13 protein-coding genes and 1 pseudogene are annotated in these 17,324 nt (G+C 72.1%); 11 read left to right on the top strand and 3 right to left on the bottom strand.

The features are described from left to right. Positions 1–2: 2 nt before the first annotated feature. Positions 3–1,493 carry a PucR family transcriptional regulator gene (locus H490_RS20940; protein ID WP_031289789.1) on the bottom strand — a complete coding sequence of 497 codons (1,491 nt, stop codon included), beginning with the start codon at positions 1,491–1,493 and terminating at the stop codon, positions 3–5. Positions 1,494–1,669: 176 nt separating this feature from the next. On the opposite strand from H490_RS20940, the gene H490_RS20935 reads away from it, so the two are divergent. The 9 genes and pseudogenes from H490_RS20935 to H490_RS20895 all read left to right on the top strand — a co-directional run bounded on the left by H490_RS20935 (position 1,670) and on the right by H490_RS20895 (position 13,805). After that, complete coding sequence (locus H490_RS20935; RefSeq protein ID WP_017883387.1) at positions 1,670–2,767, top strand: alcohol dehydrogenase catalytic domain-containing protein; 1,098 nt, start codon at positions 1,670–1,672, stop codon at positions 2,765–2,767. Between the two features lie 35 nt (positions 2,768–2,802). Next, on the top strand, positions 2,803–4,227 hold the full coding sequence (locus tag H490_RS20930) for an APC family permease (protein ID WP_017883386.1): 1,425 nt from the start codon (positions 2,803–2,805) through the stop codon (positions 4,225–4,227). Positions 4,228–4,497: 270 nt separating this feature from the next. Further along, positions 4,498–5,946, top strand: coding sequence for a diaminopimelate decarboxylase (gene lysA / locus H490_RS20925; protein WP_017883385.1), 1,449 nt, complete (start codon positions 4,498–4,500; stop codon positions 5,944–5,946). 86 nt (positions 5,947–6,032) lie between these two features. Beyond that, positions 6,033–7,359: pseudogene (locus H490_RS20920) on the top strand (homoserine dehydrogenase). Next, complete coding sequence (gene thrB, locus H490_RS20915; RefSeq protein ID WP_017883383.1) at positions 7,356–8,318, top strand: homoserine kinase; 963 nt, start codon at positions 7,356–7,358, stop codon at positions 8,316–8,318. Before H490_RS20920 ends, thrB begins: the two are co-directional and overlap by 4 nt. A 175-nt stretch (positions 8,319–8,493) precedes the next feature. Further along, positions 8,494–10,590, top strand: coding sequence for a transcription termination factor Rho (gene rho / locus H490_RS20910; protein ID WP_017883382.1), 2,097 nt, complete (start codon positions 8,494–8,496; stop codon positions 10,588–10,590). Continuing rightward, on the top strand, positions 10,590–11,663 hold the full coding sequence (gene prfA, locus H490_RS20905) for a peptide chain release factor 1 (RefSeq protein ID WP_017883381.1): 1,074 nt from the start codon (positions 10,590–10,592) through the stop codon (positions 11,661–11,663). The genes rho and prfA overlap by 1 nt, the downstream gene beginning before the upstream one ends. Before the next feature lie 147 nt (positions 11,664–11,810). After that, a complete protein-coding gene (locus H490_RS20900) occupies positions 11,811–12,359 on the top strand; it encodes a GNAT family N-acetyltransferase (protein ID WP_017883380.1) in 549 nt (182 codons plus the stop codon). Positions 12,360–12,413: 54 nt separating this feature from the next. Next, positions 12,414–13,805, top strand: a complete 1,392-nt coding sequence (locus H490_RS20895; protein ID WP_017883379.1) for an MFS transporter — start codon at positions 12,414–12,416, stop codon at positions 13,803–13,805. A gap of 78 nt (positions 13,806–13,883) precedes the next feature. Here H490_RS20895 and cysE read toward each other — a convergent pair whose 3' ends face one another. Together cysE and cysK are read right to left on the bottom strand one after the other, a co-directional pair. Beyond that, the gene (gene cysE, locus H490_RS20890) at positions 13,884–14,453 is read right to left on the bottom strand and encodes a serine O-acetyltransferase (RefSeq protein WP_017883378.1); all 570 of its coding nucleotides are present in this window, start codon (positions 14,451–14,453) and stop codon (positions 13,884–13,886) included. Between the two features lie 160 nt (positions 14,454–14,613). Then, positions 14,614–15,546, bottom strand: a complete 933-nt coding sequence (gene cysK / locus H490_RS20885; RefSeq protein WP_017883377.1) for a cysteine synthase A — start codon at positions 15,544–15,546, stop codon at positions 14,614–14,616. A 147-nt stretch (positions 15,547–15,693) separates the two neighbouring features. On the opposite strand from cysK, the gene prmC reads away from it, so the two are divergent. After that, positions 15,694–16,614: a peptide chain release factor N(5)-glutamine methyltransferase gene (gene prmC / locus H490_RS20880; protein ID WP_017883375.1), complete on the top strand. Its 921-nt coding sequence runs from the start codon at positions 15,694–15,696 to the stop codon at positions 16,612–16,614. A gap of 29 nt (positions 16,615–16,643) precedes the next feature. Continuing rightward, positions 16,644–17,309: an L-threonylcarbamoyladenylate synthase gene (locus tag H490_RS20875; RefSeq protein ID WP_017883374.1), complete on the top strand. Its 666-nt coding sequence runs from the start codon at positions 16,644–16,646 to the stop codon at positions 17,307–17,309. Positions 17,310–17,324: the final 15 nt, after the last annotated feature.

Here is a 17,324-nt window from a genome sequence, read left to right as displayed (position 1 = left end):
GGCTAGAGCCCCGCGGCTCGCAGGGCGAGCCAGGCGGCGGTGCGGTCGTCGGCGCGATCCATCGACAGGCCTGTGAGCCCCTCGATGCGGCGGATGCGCGACGCGAGCGTCTGGCGGTGGATGCCCAGCCGTCGCGCCGAGGACCGGTGGCCCCCGTGCTCCGAGAGGAAGACCCGGAGTGTGCGCCCGAGCTCCCCGTGCGCTCCCGACGCGTCCCGCAGCGGGTCGAGGAGGCTCGTGAGGGCGTCGCTCGGGGTGCCGGTGAGCGACGACAGCACGAGGTCGACGGTCGGCAGCCGCGTGTACCGGTGCACGGTCTCGCCGTCCTCGAGCGCGGTGTCGAGCGCCTGCCTCGCCTGGACGGCGCTCTGTGCGAGGGTCTCCGCGGGGGCCGGGGCGCCGAGACCGAGGTGCACCCGTGCCCCTCCCATCGGACGCAGGGCCTCGGCGAGTTCCGCGAGCTCCTCCGCGAGCTCGTTCCGCACGAAGCCGCGTACCGGGCCGGAGCCCGAGGCGAAGATGTGCTCCGCGCCGAGTTCGTCGAGCCAGCGGCGCAGCAGGCGTTCGAGATCCACGGTGCGCGTCTTCGCGCCGAGTGCGAACGCGGTGAGACTCGGTTCGTGCACCTCCCAGCGGCGCAGCAGGTCGCGCGCAGGCGGCCCGCCCGCGTCGAGCGTCGCGATCAGCGCCTCGCGACCCAGATGCTCGGTGAGCGAGGGGTCGTGGGTGCGCAGCAGCAGGTCGAGGAGGGCGGCCGATTGCGCGGCGAGGTCGCGGGAGTGGGTGCGGGATCGCGATCGGGTCGCGACGACCAGGTACCCGGCAAGGTCGCTGTCGGAACCGACGTGGTGCAGTTGCAGCCCGACGTGCCGCACGCGCACCGGCCGGCCGAGAGCGACGGCGACCGCATCGGACACGTGGAGCCGGCCCGCGCCGGCGCTGCCGATGAGCTGCCCCTGCGCGTCGAGCAGCACGGCCCAGCCGTCGAGGCGGTGCGCGAGCTCGGCGATGACGGCGGTGACGCCGCCGCGGCGCGCGACCTGGGTGAGCACGTTGATGCCGGCGGTGACGAGCCGGTCTGCGGCGGCCCGGTCGTCGGCGATGAGGGCGGAGAGCGTGGCGTGCAGGGCGGCGCCGCCGAGGCGCGCGCCGAGGATCGCGGTCATGCCGCGCCGTTCGAGCGCGGCGCGCAGAGCGGGGGTGTCGGCGTCGCTCACGAACACGGCGCCGAGCAACGGATCCCCGTCGTCCTCGTTCCTGTCGTCGCCCGTGTCTCCGGCGTCATCGGGGCTCGAGCCGCCTGCCCGCGCCGCTGCGAGCCGGCGCATCAGCTCCTCTTCATCGCCTGTGACGAGGGTGGCGTACTCGGGATTGCCTACGACGACGAAGGCCTCGAGCGGCGAGACGCCGTCGACGGGCGTGCGCTCGCCCAGGCGTCGGGGAACGCAGGTTCCGTCGATCGCCCGCGAGATCGCCTGCAGGTCCAAAGCCACGCGCTGAGTGTACCAAGTGCACATGAAGCGTGCAGAGTTTCGACACCTGGCGCAGTGACAGTGCGCCGACCCGCTCCGTAGCATCGCTTCAGTCGCTGCGAGTCGCGGCCTCGGCGGGTGAGCAGCCCGGTGAGCGCCCACCGCACGAAGCAATGGATGAGACAAAGGAGTTCTGCATGAAGGCCGTCGTGTTCCGCGATCCCGCTACCCGCGCCGAGGTGGCGGATGTCACTCTCGCCGCACCCCGGGCCGGAGAGGTGCGGGTGAAGATCGCCGCGGCAGGTGTCTGCCACTCCGACCTGCACGTCAAACGAGGGGAGTGGGACGCTCCGGCGCCCATGGTCATGGGGCACGAGGGCTCCGGCGTCGTCGTCGAGCTCGGCGAGGGCGTCACCTCCCTCGCCGTCGGCGACCACGTCGTGCTGAGCTGGGTGCCGCCCTGCGGCGAGTGCCGCTACTGCCTGCAGGGTCATGAGGCCCGCTGCCAGAAGGTGGCCACCGTCGTCGCACCGCAGGGGGTGCTGTTCGACGGCACCTCGCGTCTCAGCCTCGGCGACGAGCCGATCCACCACTACCTCGGCGTCTCGTCGTTCGCGGAGGAGGCGATCGTACCCGCCTCGGGCGCCATCAAGGTGCGCGACGACGCCCCGCTCGACGTGATCGCCGTGGTCGGCTGCGCCGTGGCCACCGGTGTGGGCGCCGTGCTCAACACCGCCGCCGTCGAGCCCGGCGCGACCGTGGCCGTGATCGGCTGCGGAGGCGTCGGCCTCAACGTGGTGCAGGGTGCGAAGCTCGCGGGCGCCGAGCGCATCATCGCGATCGACATCGTGCCCGAGAAGACGCGCATGGCACTGCAGTTCGGGGCGACCGATCGTATCGACGCCTCCGAGCGCGACGCGGTGGAGCAGCTGTTCGAGCTCGTCCCCGACGGCGTGGACTACGCCTTCGACGCGATCGGACGCACCTCCACCACCGAGCAGTCCATCCGCATGCTCGGCCTCGGCGGTGCCGCCGTCATCGTGGGGCTGCCGCCCACCGGCGCCCGGGCCTCGTTCGAGCCGCTCGTGCTCGCCGAGGCCGACCAGCGCATCCTCGGATCCAACTACGGCTCCGTGCGCCCCTCCATCGACATTCCCGCGCTCGTCGACCGCTACATGGACGGGCAGCTGAAGCTCGATCCGCTGATCTCCGGCCGGCGCCCGCTCGACGAGGCCGCCGCAGCGCTCGACGACCTCGAAGCCGGCGGCGTGCTGCGCACGCTGCTCATCCCGTAGACGCACCACCCTCGATCAACTCACAGGAGAGAATGATGACCCAGACCACAGAACGGAAGGTCGACGCCGGCCTGCGCGAAGGGGTGATGTCCGGTCCCGAGCTCGCGGCCCAGGCCATCGCCAGCATCGCGCCGAGCGCCGTCATCGCCTTCACCGCCGCCTCCATCTTCCTCGGCGCGGGCAACGGCACCATGATGGCGTTCGCGCTCGCGACGATCGTGATCCTCTGCGTCGGCTACATCGTCACCGTATTCGCGCGGCGCCACGCCTCCGCGGGATCCCTTTACACCTACGTCTCCAAGGGGCTCGGCCCGAGCGGCGCCTTCGCCGCGGGCGTCGCCCTGCTCATCGGATCGTGGGGCATCGCGGCGGGATCGCTCGGCGGCGCCGTGTCGTACGCCTCCGACCTGCTGCAGCTGTTCGGCGTGCCGGCCACCGGCACCGTCTGGCTGATCGTGCTGACGGTGCTCATCGGCGGCCTCGCCACCTTCTTCACGATCCGCGGCATCCGCATCTCGGCGCGCGTCTCCCTCGTGCTCGAGCTCGTGTCGGTCTTCATCATCGTCGTGCTGCTCGTCGCCGCCCTCGCCTGGCTCGGCCCCGACGCGTGGGATCCCGCGCAGTTCTCGTTCGAGGGCGTGCCCTTCCAGGGCGTCGCCGCCGGCATGGTGCTCGGTATCCTCGGCTTCGTCGGATTCTCGTCGGCCGACGCCCTCGGCCGCGAGGCGCGCAACCCGCACACCGCGATCCCGCGCGCGATCATGTGGAGCGCCGTGGTCGTGGGCGTGCTCTACGTCTTCGCCGCCTACACGCAGATCGCCGTGCTCGGCGACGAGCTCGGCGAGGTCGCGAGCCCGCTGCAGGCCATCAACGACCGCATCGGGATGCCCGTCTGGTTCGCCCCGGTGCTCGTCTTCGGCGTCGCCGCGTCGTTCTTCGCCGTCGTCGTCGCGCCCCTCAACGTGGTCGGTCGCATCGTCTACGTGATGGGCAAGGAGGGCATCGTGCCCGAGCGCTTCGGCCGCACCCACGAGACCCACCTCACCCCGCATCGGGTGCTGCTCATCGCCGGCCCCGCCGCCATCGTGCTCGACGTGATCCTGCTGCTCGCCGGCACGCACCCCATGGACATCGTCGTGTGGGTCGACACCTACGGCACCTACGGCTACATGGTCGCCTACGCGCTCGTCGCGATCGCGGGCATCGTCTACACGAAGCGCGCCGGGATCCCGAACCGTCTCGTGTGGGTGTGCGCCGTCGTCGCAGTCGTCGCCATGGCCTACGTCTTCTTCGCGAACGTGTGGCCCGTGCCGGCCTTCCCGATCAACGTCATCCCGTACATCTTCGTCGCCACGATGCTGCTCGCCTTCGCCCGCTTCTGGTGGATCAGGGCGAACCGACCCGAGGTGCTGAAGAACGTGGGCAACACCCACACCGAGATGCTCGAGGGCGTGGGCTAGCGGCCCGCCGCCGAGTCGGATCGGACACCCCGGATCGGACGGCGCCCGCCTCGCGCGGGTGCCGTCCGATCGGCGTTTCCGCGGCCTTCTCTCGCTGCAGAGGGCCGCGCGCACCGATCCGGGAATGCCGGCACGGTAAGCTGGACGGGTCCGTTCCGAGGGAGACCTCCGTTCGCACGGCTTCAGGGGCCAATCCGGGTCCGCTCGCCAGAGGTGCACGCCTTCGCGAGCGTTCGCACGACACCGAATCTGACAGCCGAGGAAACACAGATGCCCGAGCCGCAGCAGCGCGACGAAACCGCCACGGTCGACGCCCGCATCGACGCGAACGCCATCGACCGCCGGGTCTTCCCGCCGTCGTCCCGCCGCGGCAGCAGCTGCGAGCAGCTCAAGATCGCCGAGGTGCGCGCCACCGAGCTCACCGCGAAGCACGGCTCGCCGCTCTACGTGATCGACGAGGGGGCCGCGCGCGAGCGCGCCCGCGAGGTGCGCGAGGCGCTGCAGCGCGAGGCCAGGCGCATCGGCACCGAGGCCACCGTCTACTACGCGGGCAAGGCGTTCCTCTGCGTCGAGGTCGCCCGCTGGATGGACGAGGAGGGGCTCGCCGTCGACGTCGCGAGCGGCGGAGAGCTGGCCGTCGCGCTCGCCGCGGGCGTCGACCCCGCGTGCATCGGCTTCCACGGCAACAACAAGTCCGAGCGCGAGATCGCGCGGGCCGTCGAGGCCGGCGTCGGCACGATCATCATCGACAGCGAGATCGAGACGGAGCGCATCGCGTCCGCCGCGCGGGCCGCGGGCCGCCGGCAACGCGTCCGCCTGCGCGTGAACAGCGGCGTGCACGCCTCCACCCACGACTTCCTCGCGACCTCGCACGAGGATCAGAAGTTCGGCCAGCCCCTCGACGAGGCGCCCCGCCTGGTCGAGGCGATCCTCGCCCACGAGAGTCTCGAGTTCGTGGGCCTCCACTGCCACATCGGCTCACAGATCTTCGCCACCGATGGCTTCCGCGAGTCGGCCCGCCGCCTGCTCGGCGCCTACCCCGAGCTGCAGCGCATCGCGGGCGCGCCCATTCCCGAGCTCAATCTCGGGGGCGGCTTCGGCATCGCGTACACCAGCGCCCAGGCCGACGAGGCGCCGGCCGTCGCCGACATCGCTCGCGAGCTCGCCGACATCGTGGCCGAGAGCGCGCGCGAGTTCGGCGTCGCCGTGCCGAAGCTGGCGTTCGAACCCGGGCGCTCGATCATCGGCCAGGCGGGGGTGACGCTCTACACCGTCGGCACCACGAAGTCCGTCGCGCTCGCCGGCTCCGACGCGGCGGCCGACCCCGACGACCTCGGCCGCGCGGCCCGGCTCTACGTGAGCGTCGACGGCGGCATGAGCGACAACGCGCGCCCCGCGCTCTACGGCGCCGACTACCAGGTGCGCATCGCCAACCGCGCGAGCGACGCCGAACCGGCGCTCGTGCGAGTGGTGGGCAAGCACTGCGAGTCGGGTGACATCGTCGTGCAGCGCGACCTGCTGCCGGGCGACGTGCGGCCCGGCGACACCCTCGCGGTGGCTGCGACGGGCGCCTACTGCTGGTCGCTCGCGAGCAACTACAACTACGTGCCGAGACCCCCGGTGGTCGCGGTGCGCGACGGGGCCTCTCGGGTCATCGTTCGGGGCGAGACCGAGGACGAACTGCTCGCCAAGAGCGTGATCCCGACCCCCGCACCCTGAACGTCGAGGCCCGCCCCGCACCTCTTCGACGGGCGGCCCCCGGTGACAGCTGAACAGACAGATCTCGAACGAAACGGAGAAACCAAGTGAACGAGTACCGTGATCTGCGGGTCGCGCTGCTGGGCTGCGGCTCGGTCGGCGCACAGGTGGCCCGGCTCATCCTCGAGCACGCCGACGAGCTGGCGGCGCGCATCGGCGCGCGCCTCACGCTGGCGGGGATCGCGGTGCGCAACATCGACTCGAAGCGCGACGTCGAGCTGCCGGCGGAGCTCTTCACGACCGACGCCGAGCGCCTCGTGCAGGGCGCCGACATCGTCGTCGAGCTGATGGGGGGNGGGGGGCATCGAGCCCGCCCGAACGCTCATCCTGCAGGCCCTGCAGGGCGGCGCCGACGTGGTCACCGCCAACAAGGCGCTGATCGCCGCGCACGGCCCCGAGCTCTCCGACGCGGCCGATCAGGTCGGCGCGCAGCTCTCGTACGAGGCCGCAGTGGCCGGGGCGATCCCGATCATCCGCCCGCTGCGGTGGAGCCTCGCGGGCGACCACGTGACCCGCGTCATGGGCATCGTGAACGGTTCGACCAACTACATCCTCGACCGCATGGACCGCTTCGGCGACAGCGCCGAAGACGCGATGCGGGTGGCGAGCGAGCTCGGCTTCCTCGAAGCCGACCCCACGCTCGATGTCGAGGGCTACGACGCCGCTCAGAAGGCCACCATCCTCGCCAGCATCGCCTTCCACACCGACGTGCCCGTCGACGCGGTCTACCGCGAGGGCATCACCTCGGTCACGGCCGAGCAGATCGAGGCCGCGAAGCACGCGGGCTACGTCATCAAACTGCTCGCGATCGCCGAGCGGATCACCGCCGCCGACGGCACCGACGGCGTGTCGGCGCGCGTCTACCCCGCCCTCATCAGTCGCGAGCACCCCCTCGCCGCGGTGCACGAGGGGAAGAACGCCGTGTTCGTCGAGGCGGAGGCGGCGGGAGAGCTCATGTTCTACGGTGCGGGCGCCGGCGGCGTCGAGACCGCCTCGGCCGTGCTCGGCGACCTGGTGTCGGCGGCCCGCCGCCACGTCGCGGGCGGACCCGGCATCCCCGGCACCCAGCACGCCGACCTGCCGATCCTGCCGGTCGGCGAGGTCAACACCGCCTATCAGGTGATGCTCGAGGTGCGCGACCAGCCGGGCGTGCTCGCCGCGATCGCCGGCATTCTCGCGCAGCACGGCGTCTCGGCCGCGAGCGTCGAACAGACGGCCGCGCAGAGCACCGCCGGCGAGGCCCCTCGCGCCGCTCTCGTCATCGGCACCCACACGGCGCGCGAGGCCGACCTCGCCGCGACGGTCGAGGCGCTGCGCTCGGCCGACATGGTGATCGAGGTCACCAGCGTGCTGCGACTCGAGGGCAACGCGTGAGCGGCGCAGCGGGCGGCGCGTCCGCGGCGGGCGTCGGGCGCGGCGTGCGCGTTCGTGTGCCGGCGACCAGCGCCAACCTCGGTCCGGGCTTCGACACCCTGGGCATCGCCCTCGCCTACGGCGACGAGCTGACCGTGCTCGTTCGCGACGAGCCCGGAGCCGTCGTGCACGTCACCGGCGTGGGGGAGGGCGAGGTGCCCACCGACGCCTCCAACCTGGTCGTGCGCTCGGCGGCGCACGTCTTCGAACGGCTCGGCCGCACCGTGCCGGGCCTCGAGGTGAACGCCCACAACCGCATCCCGCACGGCCGCGGCATGGGATCGTCGGGGTCGGCGATCGTCGCGGGCGTCATGATCGCCGCCGGGCTGCTGCAGAGCGACCCCCTCGACCCGATCGAGCTGAGCGAGGATCAGCTGCTCGCCTTCGCGACCGAGCTCGAGGGGCACCCCGACAACGTCGCACCCGCGCTCTTCGGCGGCCTCACGATCGCCTGGACTACCCCCGACGGGCCCCGTTTCAAGCGTCTCATGGTGCATCGCGGTGTCGCGCCGCTCGTGCTCGTGCCCAGCTTCACGATGTCCACCGAGCTCGCCCGCAGCCTGCAGCCGAAGCACGTGCCCCACGAGGACGCGGTGTTCAACGTCTCGCGATCCGCGCTGCTCATCGCGGCCCTCACCCAGAGCCCCGAGCTGCTGCTCGAAGCGACCGAGGATCGGCTGCACCAGAACTACCGCGGCGACGCGATGCCGGCCACCCGCGATCTGATCAGCGAACTGCGCGATGCCGGGCACCCGGCGGTCGTCTCGGGGGCGGGCCCCTCGATCCTGGTGCTCTCGAACGGGCCAGCCGACCGGCTGCGAGCGCTCGATCTCGTCGAGGCCGAGCACGCCGAGTGGCGCGCGCTCATCCTGGCCGTCGACACGAAGGGTGCTACAGTGGAGGCGATCCCCGCCTCGTGACGGGTCGGGCAGCGGACGGTGCATCTTCGTCACCAGCTGCTCAGCCACGGCCGGTGGATCTTTCCCTCGCCGAGACGACAGGTCCGGTGATCCCCGAAGCACACTCTGTGCATCACCGCGGGAGGGCGGCGCCGAATGCGCCAGTCTGCTCCGCGGCGTTCCGAAAGGAAGAACGATGGAATCGAACGTCGAAGAGACGAACAACGCTCCGGCCGCCGAGGAGGCCGCACCCGTGCGTCGCCGAGCCTCGCGCCGCGTGACCGCCGCGGCCGGCACCACGAGCGAGCCCGCCGCGACCCAGGTCTCGGAGGCCGCGGCCCCCGAGGCTTCCGCAGCGCCCGAGGCTTCCGCAGCGCCCGAGGCTTCCGCAGCGCCCGAGGCTCCTGCCTCGGATGCGGCCGAGGCGCCGAAGAAGCGGGCCACCCGCAGTCGCAAGAAGGTCGCCGACGAGGCCCCCGCCGAGACGGCGGCCTCCGATGCCGCCGCCGCTCCCGCCGCGGCCGAGGCTCCGGCCTCGGATGCGGCCGAGGCTCCGGCTGAGGCGCCGAAGAAGCGGGCCACCCGCAGTCGCAAGAAGGTCGCCGACGAGGCTCCCGCCGAGGCCTCCGCCGCCGAGGTCGAGACCCCCGCCGCTCCCGCGACCGAGCCCCAGGCCGAGAACGCGGACGCCGCTCCTGCGAAGCGCAGCCGCTCGCGCCGTGCGCAGGCCGCCGAGGCCACCCCGCAGGCCGACGCCGCCACCGAGCAGCCCGCCGAGAACAGCGCCGAGCAGGCCGAGGGCGGCCCGAACGCGAAGAGCAAGGCCAAGTCCGCCCAGGGCGACGCGTCGCAGGGCGAGGCCCAGGCCGACGCCGCGAAGACCGACGGCGCGAAGACCGACGCCGACGGCGACGGCGAGCGGGGCGGCCGCGGCCGCAACCGTCGAGGCCGAGGCCAGAAGAACGAGAACGGCGAGGGCGCCGAGTCGTCCGAGCAGACCGAGGAGGCCAAGGGCCGCGGTCAGGGTCAGGGCGGCGACAAGGGCCAGGGCGGCGACAAGAACGGTCAGAACGGTCAGAGCAGGGGCGACAACGCGTCGCGCTCGACCCGCACCCGCCAGCGCGACCGCAAGCGTCGCGGCCAGAACGACGACCTCGAGCCCGAGATCACCGAGGACGACGTGCTGCTGCCCGTCGCGGGCATCCTCGACGTGCTCGACAACTACGCCTTCGTGCGCACGAGCGGCTACCTGCCCGGCACCAGCGACGTCTACGTCTCGCTCGGCCAGGTCAAGAAGTACGGCCTGCGCCGCGGCGACGCCGTCGTGGGCGCGATCCGCCAGCCCCGCGAGGGCGAGGCCGGCGGTCGACAGAAGTACAACGCGATCGTCAAGGTCGACGCCGTCAACGGACGCCCCGTCGAAGAGAACGAGACCCGCGTCGACATCGCCGACCTCACCCCCGTGTTCCCGCAGGAGCGCCTGCGGCTCGAGACCGAGCAGGACCGCCTGCTCGGCCGCGCCATCGACATCGCGGCGCCCATCGGCCTCGGCCAGCGCGGCCTGCTCGTGCTGCCGGCCTCGGTGCACGGCACCCCCGTGCTCGTCGAGCTCGCGCAGGCCGTGAGCGCGAACAAGCCGGACGCCCACCTCATGGTGGTGCTCGCCAACGCGCAGCCCGAGGAGATCACCCACCTGCAGCGCACGATCGCCGGCGAGGTCGTCGCGGCCAGCTTCGACCGCCCCGCCGAGGATCAGGCCACCGTCGCCGAACTCGCGGTCGACCGCGCCAAGCGCCTCGTCGAGCTCGGGCACGACGTGGTCGTGCTCGTCGACTCGCTGAACCGCTTCGCCCGCGCCTACGCGCAGGCCCAGCACGCCTCGGCCCGGCCCGCGCTCGACGACATCGACGAGTTCGCGCTCGGCCAGATCAAGCGCCTGCTCGCCTCGGCCCGCAACGTCGAGAACGGCGGCTCGCTCACCGTGCTCGCCACCGTGCAGACGAAGACCGGCATCGAGTCCGACAAGATGCTGCTGCGCGAGGTGCGCGCCGTCGCCAACAGCGAGATCCGCTTCGAGAAGAGCGTGCCCGGGGCGATCCCCGCGGTCGACATCGAGTCATCGCTCACCCGCAACGCCGACGCGATGCTGGGCGCCGAGGAGTCGGCGGTGCTCGCGGGGCTCCGCTCCCGCATCGCAGCCGATGACGACGCGGCCGAGGAGCTCTCCGCCCGCCTGCGCGCGACCGCGTCGAACGCCGCGCTGCTCGCCGAGCTCCAGCGGAGCCGCGCCTGATGTTCGAACAGGTCGAGGGGCTGCTCGCCGAGCACGCCCGGCTGCAGGACGAGCTCGCGGATCCCGCGCTGCACGCCGACGCGGCCCGCGCCAAGCGCGTCAACCGGCGCTACGCCGAGCTCAGCAAGATCAAGGCGGCCCACGAGCAGTGGCAGCAGCTCGGCGACGACCTCGAGGCCGCGCGTGAGCTCGCCAAGGAGGACGAGGCCTTCGCCGAGGAGATCCCCGCCCTCGAGCAGGGCCTCGCCGAGGCGCAGGAGAAGGTTCGCCGTCTGCTGATCCCTCGAGACCCTGACGACGCCCGCGACGTGATCCTCGAGATCAAGGGCGGCGAGGGCGGCGCCGAGTCGGCGCTCTTCGGTGCCGACCTGCTGCGCATGTACATGCACTACGCGGAGTCGAAGGGCTGGAAGACCGAGATCCTCGAGAAGGACGAGAGCGACCTGGGCGGCTACAAGAACGTGCAGGTCGCGATCAAGTCGAACGCCGGCGACCCCTCGCAGGGCGTGTGGGCGCATCTCAAGTACGAGGGGGGCGTGCATCGTGTGCAGCGAGTGCCGGTTACCGAGTCGCAGGGGCGCATCCACACCTCGACGACCGGCGTGCTCGTCTACCCCGAGGTCGACGAGCCCGAAGAGGTCGAGATCAATCAGAACGACCTCAAGATCGACGTCTACCGCTCGTCGGGGCCCGGCGGCCAGTCGGTCAACACCACCGACTCGGCGGTGCGCATCACCCACCTGCCCACGGGCATCGTGGTCGCCATGCAGAACGAGAAGTCGCAGCTGCAGAACCGCGACGCCGCCATGCGCGTGCTGCGCGCCCGACTGCTCGCCAAGCAGCAGGAGGAAGCGGCCGCCGAGGCGAGCGCGCACCGCTCGAGCCAGATCCGCACCATGGACCGCTCGGAGCGCATCCGCACGTACAACTTCCCCGAGAACCGCATCGCGGATCACCGCACGGGCTACAAGTCGTACAACCTCGACCAGGTGATGAACGGCGCGCTCGATCCGGTCATCGAGTCGTGCATCCGCACGGACGAGGAGGACCGCCTGCAGGCGCTCGGGCAGTAGCCTCTCGACGTCCACCCTTGTCGAGCCGGCCTGTTCGTATCGAGTCGGCCTATGATTCGCGTGAATGATGGGTGGACTCGGTGAGAATGGGCCGACTCGACGTGCGGGGTCGGGGGCGACCGCCCCCGACCCCGCTACGCTGAGAGCATGACAGCCTCGCAACCGCTCGCCGCGCCCGTCACCGGCCCCCTCGTCACCCTGCGCGCCCCGCGCGACGCCGACGCCGAGCCGCTGCTCGCCATCCTGAGCGAGCCCGAGGTCGCGGAGTGGTGGGTCGGCTACACGCCGGAGCGCGTGCGCGACGAGTTCATCGCCGCACCCGACGTGACCCGCATCATCGAGGTCGAGGGGGAGTGCGCCGGGGCGATGTTCGTGCTGCGCGGCGACGACCCCGAGTACCCGACCACCGTCATGCACCTCTTCATCGGCACGCGCTTCCGCGGCCGCCGCGTCGGCGAGGAGGCGCTCGCGCTCGCGATCCGCGAGGAGTTCGCCGCCGGCATCGCGCGCGTCACGCTCGACCCGAACGTGCACAACGAGGGTGCGATCCGCAGCTACGAGCGACTCGGCTTCCGCCGCATCGGCGTGCTGCGCGACTACCAGGTGCGGTCCGGCGGCCACCTCGAGGACGCGCTCTTCCTCGACCTCACCCGCAGCGACTTCCCCGACGGGCCGCCGCTGCCGCAGCGCGGCTGACGCGCGCCGTCACACGCGGAAGGGCGGCTGCCGAAGGAGAGTACAGTTGAGCGTATGCGCACGGCACGGCCACTCCTCCCATGGGTCGTGTGGGGCGTAGCCGCGCTCTCCTACGCGGTCGCGGTGATCAACCGGTCCTCGCTCGCCGCGCTCGGCCCCGCCACGCAGCAGCACTTCGACATCGACGCGACCACGCTGTCGATGTTCGCGATGATCCAGCTCGTCGTCTACGCGGGTCTGCAGATCCCGGTCGGCACGCTGCTCGACCGCTTCGGCGCGACCACGATGATCCTCACCGGCGGCCTGTTCATGGCGGCCGGGCAGACCATCATGGCGACCGTCGCCGACGTGTGGCTCGCGATCCTCGCGCGCGTGCTCGTGGGGGCGGGCGACGCCTGCACCTTCATCAGCGTGATGCGCTTGCTGCCCGAGTGGTTCTCGGTGCGGCAGCTGCCCGTGGTGAGCCAGCTCACGGGCCTCATCGGGCAGGCGGGGCAGCTGGTCTCGGTGACGCCGCTCGCGCTCGTGGTCGCGGGCTTCGGCTGGACGAGCGGCTTCCTCGGCGTCGCCGCCATCGGGGTGCTCGTGATGATCCTCGGCGGATTCGTGCTGCGCAATGCGCCGGGCGACGGCACCCTCGCCGAGCGCCTCACGGGCCGCGTGGGGCGGCTCAGCCGCGAGGCGCGCTCGCTCGGGGCGGGCGAGGCCACGGGGGCCTTCGCGATGCCGCCGCCCGAGACGGGCATGATGCCGGTGATCACGAAGCGGCGCATGCCCGGGCTCGGCTTCTGGGACAAGCTGCGGCGCCTGGTCGCGCTGCCCGGCGTGCGGCTGGCGTTCTGGGTGCACTTCACCTCGCCGTTCGCGCTGAACGTGTTCATCCTGCTCTGGGGCACTCCGTTCCTCACCGGAGGCGTGGGCCTCGATAGCGCGACCGCGAGCGGCCTGCTCAACATCGTGGTGGTCTCGTCGATGACGGCCGGCCTGCTGCTCGGCCCGCTGAGCTCGCGCTTCGTGGAGCGCCGCGTGTTCATGAACATGGGGATCACGACCGCGGTGATGCTGGTGTGGCTGGCGGTGCTGCTCTGGGCGGGCCCGCCGCCCATGTGGCTGCTGATCGTGCTGATGATCGTGATGCCGTTCGGCGGCCCCGCGTCGATGATCGCCTTCGAGGTGGCCCGATCGCACACTCCGCGCAGCTTCGCGGGCTTCGGCACGGGGTTCGTGAACATGGGCGGCTTCATCGCGTCGCTGCTCGTGATCGTGCTCATCGGCTTCGTGCTCGATCTGCAGGGCGCCGGATCGCCTGACCACTACTCGCTGACGGCGTTCAAGGTGGCGTTCGCAGTGCAGATCCCGTTCTGGCTCTGCGGTCTCACGATGATCTTCGTCGAGCAGCGGCGCACGAAGCGCTGGATGCAGGAGCACGGGCGCCGGCTGCGCTGAACCTGACGGCTGCGCTGGATCTGCCGCCTGTGCCGAGCGGGCGCCCAGCGCGCGCCCGAGAACCCGCGCTCGCCGCGCTCAGATCACGTAGAAGTCGGCGAGGTCGGGCGTCTCGGCGACGGGTGCGCCGCGGCGGGGCCGGCCCTGCGCTGGGATGCCCGTGAGGGTGGTCCACGGCGCTGCCGAGCGCACGACGACCGCGTTCGAGCCGACGGCGCTGTCGTGGCCGAGTTCGATGTCGCCGAGCACCTTGGCGCCCGCGCCGATGACGACCCGGTCGCCGATCGTGGGGTGCCGCTTGCCGCGGCTGTGACCGGTGCCGCCGAGCGTGACGCCGTGGTAGATGAGCACGTCGTCGCCGACGACGGCGGTCTCGCCGATCACGACGCCCATGCCGTGGTCGATGAAGAGGCGGCGGCCGATCGTGGCGCCGGGGTGGATCTCGATGCCGGTGAAGAATCGCACGAGCTGCGAGACGGCGCGGGGCAGGAAGCGCATGCCGCGCAGCCACAGCGCGTGGGAGAGGCGGTGCCACCACACGGCGTGCAGGCCCGAGTAGACGAGGAGCACGGAGACGCCGCCTCTCGCGGCCGGGTCGCCGGCCTTCGCGGCGCGGATGTCCTCGCGGATGCGGCTGAAGATGCTCACGGTGTCCCTTCCGGTCTCGCGCCGCGCGGGATCCGGGGATCCGCGCGGGGTGGCGGTGCTGCGGGCAGATCGGTGCGACGGGCGCGCAGCGCCCGCGGCCGATGCCCGATACAACACCGGGCTCGCGCGGGGGATTCCCGCGCGAGCCCGGTGCGTGCGATCAGACGTTCAGATCCTCGAACAGCACGGTCGAGAAGTAGCGCTCGCCGAAGTCCGGCACGACGACCACGATCTTCTTGCCGGCGTTCTCGGGGCGCTGCGCGACCTGGGCTGCGGCCCACACGGCTGCGCCGCCGGAGATGCCCGCGAGGATGCCCTCGTCGGTGCCGAGCGCGCGCGCCTTCGCGATCGAGTCGGGCAGCGCGACGTCGATGACCTCGTCGTAGATCTCGCGGTCGAGGATCTCGGGCACGAAGTTGGCGCCGAGGCCCTGGATCTTGTGGGGGCCTGCGGTGCCCTCGGTGAGCAGCGGCGAGTCGATCGGCTCGACGGCGATCACCTTGATGTCGGGGTTCTGCTCCTTGAGGTAGCCGCCCGCGCCGGTGATGGTGCCGCCCGTGCCGATGCCGGCCACGAAGATGTCGACCTGGCCGTCGGTGTCGTTCCAGATCTCGGGGCCGGTGGTGGAGCGGTGGATCGCGGGGTTCGCGGGGTTCGCGAACTGCTGGGCGAGCACGGCGCCGGGGGTGTTCGCGGCGATCTCCTCGGCCTTGGCGACGGCGCCCTTCATGCCGAGGGGGCCCTCGGTGAGCACGATCTCGGCGCCGTAGGCGGCGAGCAGCTTGCGGCGCTCGATGCTCATGGTCTCGGGCATGGTGAGGATGACGCGGTAGCCGCGCGCCGCGCCGACGAAGGCGAGCGCGATGCCGGTGTTGCCGCTCGTGCCCTCGACGATCGTGCCGCCGGGCTGCAGCGCGCCCGACTCCTCGGCGGCGTCGATGATCGCGATGCCGATGCGGTCCTTGACGCTGCCCGCGGGGTTGTAGAACTCGAGCTTGGCGTACACCTCGGCGTCGCCCTCGGTGACGCGGTTGAGGCGTACGAGGGGGGTGTTGCCGAAGGCCTGGGTGATGTTGTCGTAGGTGCGTGCCATGAGTGTGATCTCCTCCAGAGATTCGGGGGACGAAGCCACCCAAAACTATAGCGTGCTGTTATTCGAGAATTTGGTGTTTGTTATGCGTGCGACGTTCTGTTACACGGGCGCCGGCAGGCTGCTCGGTAGGGTGGGGGAGTGAGCGACATGACGGAGGGGGCGCCGGGGGTCCGGGCCGTGCTGGGCGAGCTGCGCGAGCGGCTCGGGGCGGCGGGGATCGGCGATCCCGCGGCCGACGCCGAGCTGATCGTGGGCCACGTGCTCGGCGTCTCGCGGGGCCGGGTGCAGGCGCTCGCGGTGATGGGTCGGGATCTCGAGCCGGATCAGCTGGAGGCCGTGCGCGGGCTGTCGGAGGAGCGCGCCCGACGGGTGCCGCTGCAGCATCTGACCGGGCGCGCGCCGTTCCGTCGACTCGAGCTGTCGGTGGGGCCGGGGGTCTTCGTGCCGCGACCCGAGACCGAGGGGGTCGCGCAGCTCGCGATCGACGAGCTCTCGGGGCTCGAGGGCGTCGAGCCGCTCGCCGTCGACCTGTGCACCGGCAGCGGCGCGATCGCGCTGGCGATCGCGCACGAGGTGCCGGCCGCGCGGGTGCTGGCGGTCGAGATGAGCGTCGAGGCGCACGCGTGGGCCGAGCGCAACGTTCGGGAGTGGGGTGCGGATCGCGTCGAGCTGCTGCGCGGCGACGTGACGGAGCTCGATCCGCTCGGCGGGGCGGGCGCCGAGGGCGCGACCGGGCTCGCGGCGGCCTTCGCGCCGCTGCGGGGTCGGGTCGCGGTGCTCGTCTCCAACCCGCCGTACGTGCCGCGGGGCATGGTGCCGCGCGATCCCGAGGTGCGAGACCACGACCCCGAGCTCGCCCTCTACAGCGGCGCCGACGGTCTCGACCTGATCCGGGTGATCAGCCGCGTCGGTCTCGCGCTGGTGCGGCCGGGGGGCCTGCTCGTGCTCGAGCACGCGGAGACGCAGGGCGCGGCGATCCGCGGGCTGCTCGCCGCCGACGGCTGGGAGGGCGCCGAGACCCGCCCGGACCTCACGGGCAGGGACCGCGCGACGCTCGCGCGCCGCTGATCACCGCCGCCGGAGTAAGATGGGACGTTATGGCCGAGGTGTTCGATTGCTCCGATAGCTCCCAGCTGCTCACCGGCATGCGCACCGCGCGCCGGGCGATCGGCAGCGGGCAGCTCGTCGTCCTGCCCACCGACACCGTCTACGGGGTCGGGGCCGACGCGTTCACGCCGGAGGCCGTGCAGCGGCTGCTCGACGCGAAGGGCCGCGGCCGGCAGTCGCCGCCTCCCGTGCTGGTTCCGAACACGAGCACGCTCGCCGCGCTCGCCGCCGAGGTCGCCTCGCCCCTGACGGCGCTCGCCGAGGCGTTCTGGCCGGGGCCGCTCACCATCATCACCCGTGCGAACCCCTCGCTGAGCTGGGATCTCGGAGACACCGGCGGCACGGTCGCGCTGCGAATTCCGGATCAGCCGCTCGCGCTCGAGCTGCTGCAGGAGACGGGCCCGCTCGCGGTGTCGTCGGCCAATCTCACCGGGCAGCCCGCGGCGCGCACCGCGGCCGCCGCGCACGAGATGCTCGGCGACTCGGTCGCGGTCTACCTGGAGGCCGGGGAGGCGCCGGGCGACGGCGTGGCCTCGACGATCATCGACGCGACCGGCCTCACCGAGGAGAGTGGCGAGCTGCGCATCCTGCGCCAGGGCGGCGTGAGCCGGGAGGCCCTCGCCGAGGTGCTGCCGCAGGCGACCTTCGCGGACTGATCGGGGACCGGGGGA

It is taken from the genome of Leucobacter sp. UCD-THU (assembly GCF_000349545.1).
GTDB lineage: Bacteria > Actinomycetota > Actinomycetes > Actinomycetales > Microbacteriaceae > Leucobacter > Leucobacter muris.
This window is presented reverse-complemented; position numbering and strand designations above follow the sequence as displayed.

Coding starts and splice junctions, on each gene's coding strand:
- cysK (WP_017883377.1), bottom strand. CDS start 15,546: ATGGCACGCACCTACGACAACATCACCCAGGCCTTCGGCAACACCCCC.
- lysA (WP_017883385.1), top strand. CDS start 4,498: ATGCCCGAGCCGCAGCAGCGCGACGAAACCGCCACGGTCGACGCCCGC.
- H490_RS20930 (WP_017883386.1), top strand. CDS start 2,803: ATGACCCAGACCACAGAACGGAAGGTCGACGCCGGCCTGCGCGAAGGG.
- prfA (WP_017883381.1), top strand. CDS start 10,590: ATGTTCGAACAGGTCGAGGGGCTGCTCGCCGAGCACGCCCGGCTGCAG.
- rho (WP_017883382.1), top strand. CDS start 8,494: ATGGAATCGAACGTCGAAGAGACGAACAACGCTCCGGCCGCCGAGGAG.
- H490_RS20900 (WP_017883380.1), top strand. CDS start 11,811: ATGACAGCCTCGCAACCGCTCGCCGCGCCCGTCACCGGCCCCCTCGTC.
- prmC (WP_017883375.1), top strand. CDS start 15,694: ATGACGGAGGGGGCGCCGGGGGTCCGGGCCGTGCTGGGCGAGCTGCGC.
- H490_RS20935 (WP_017883387.1), top strand. CDS start 1,670: ATGAAGGCCGTCGTGTTCCGCGATCCCGCTACCCGCGCCGAGGTGGCG.
- H490_RS20895 (WP_017883379.1), top strand. CDS start 12,414: ATGCGCACGGCACGGCCACTCCTCCCATGGGTCGTGTGGGGCGTAGCC.
- H490_RS20875 (WP_017883374.1), top strand. CDS start 16,644: ATGGCCGAGGTGTTCGATTGCTCCGATAGCTCCCAGCTGCTCACCGGC.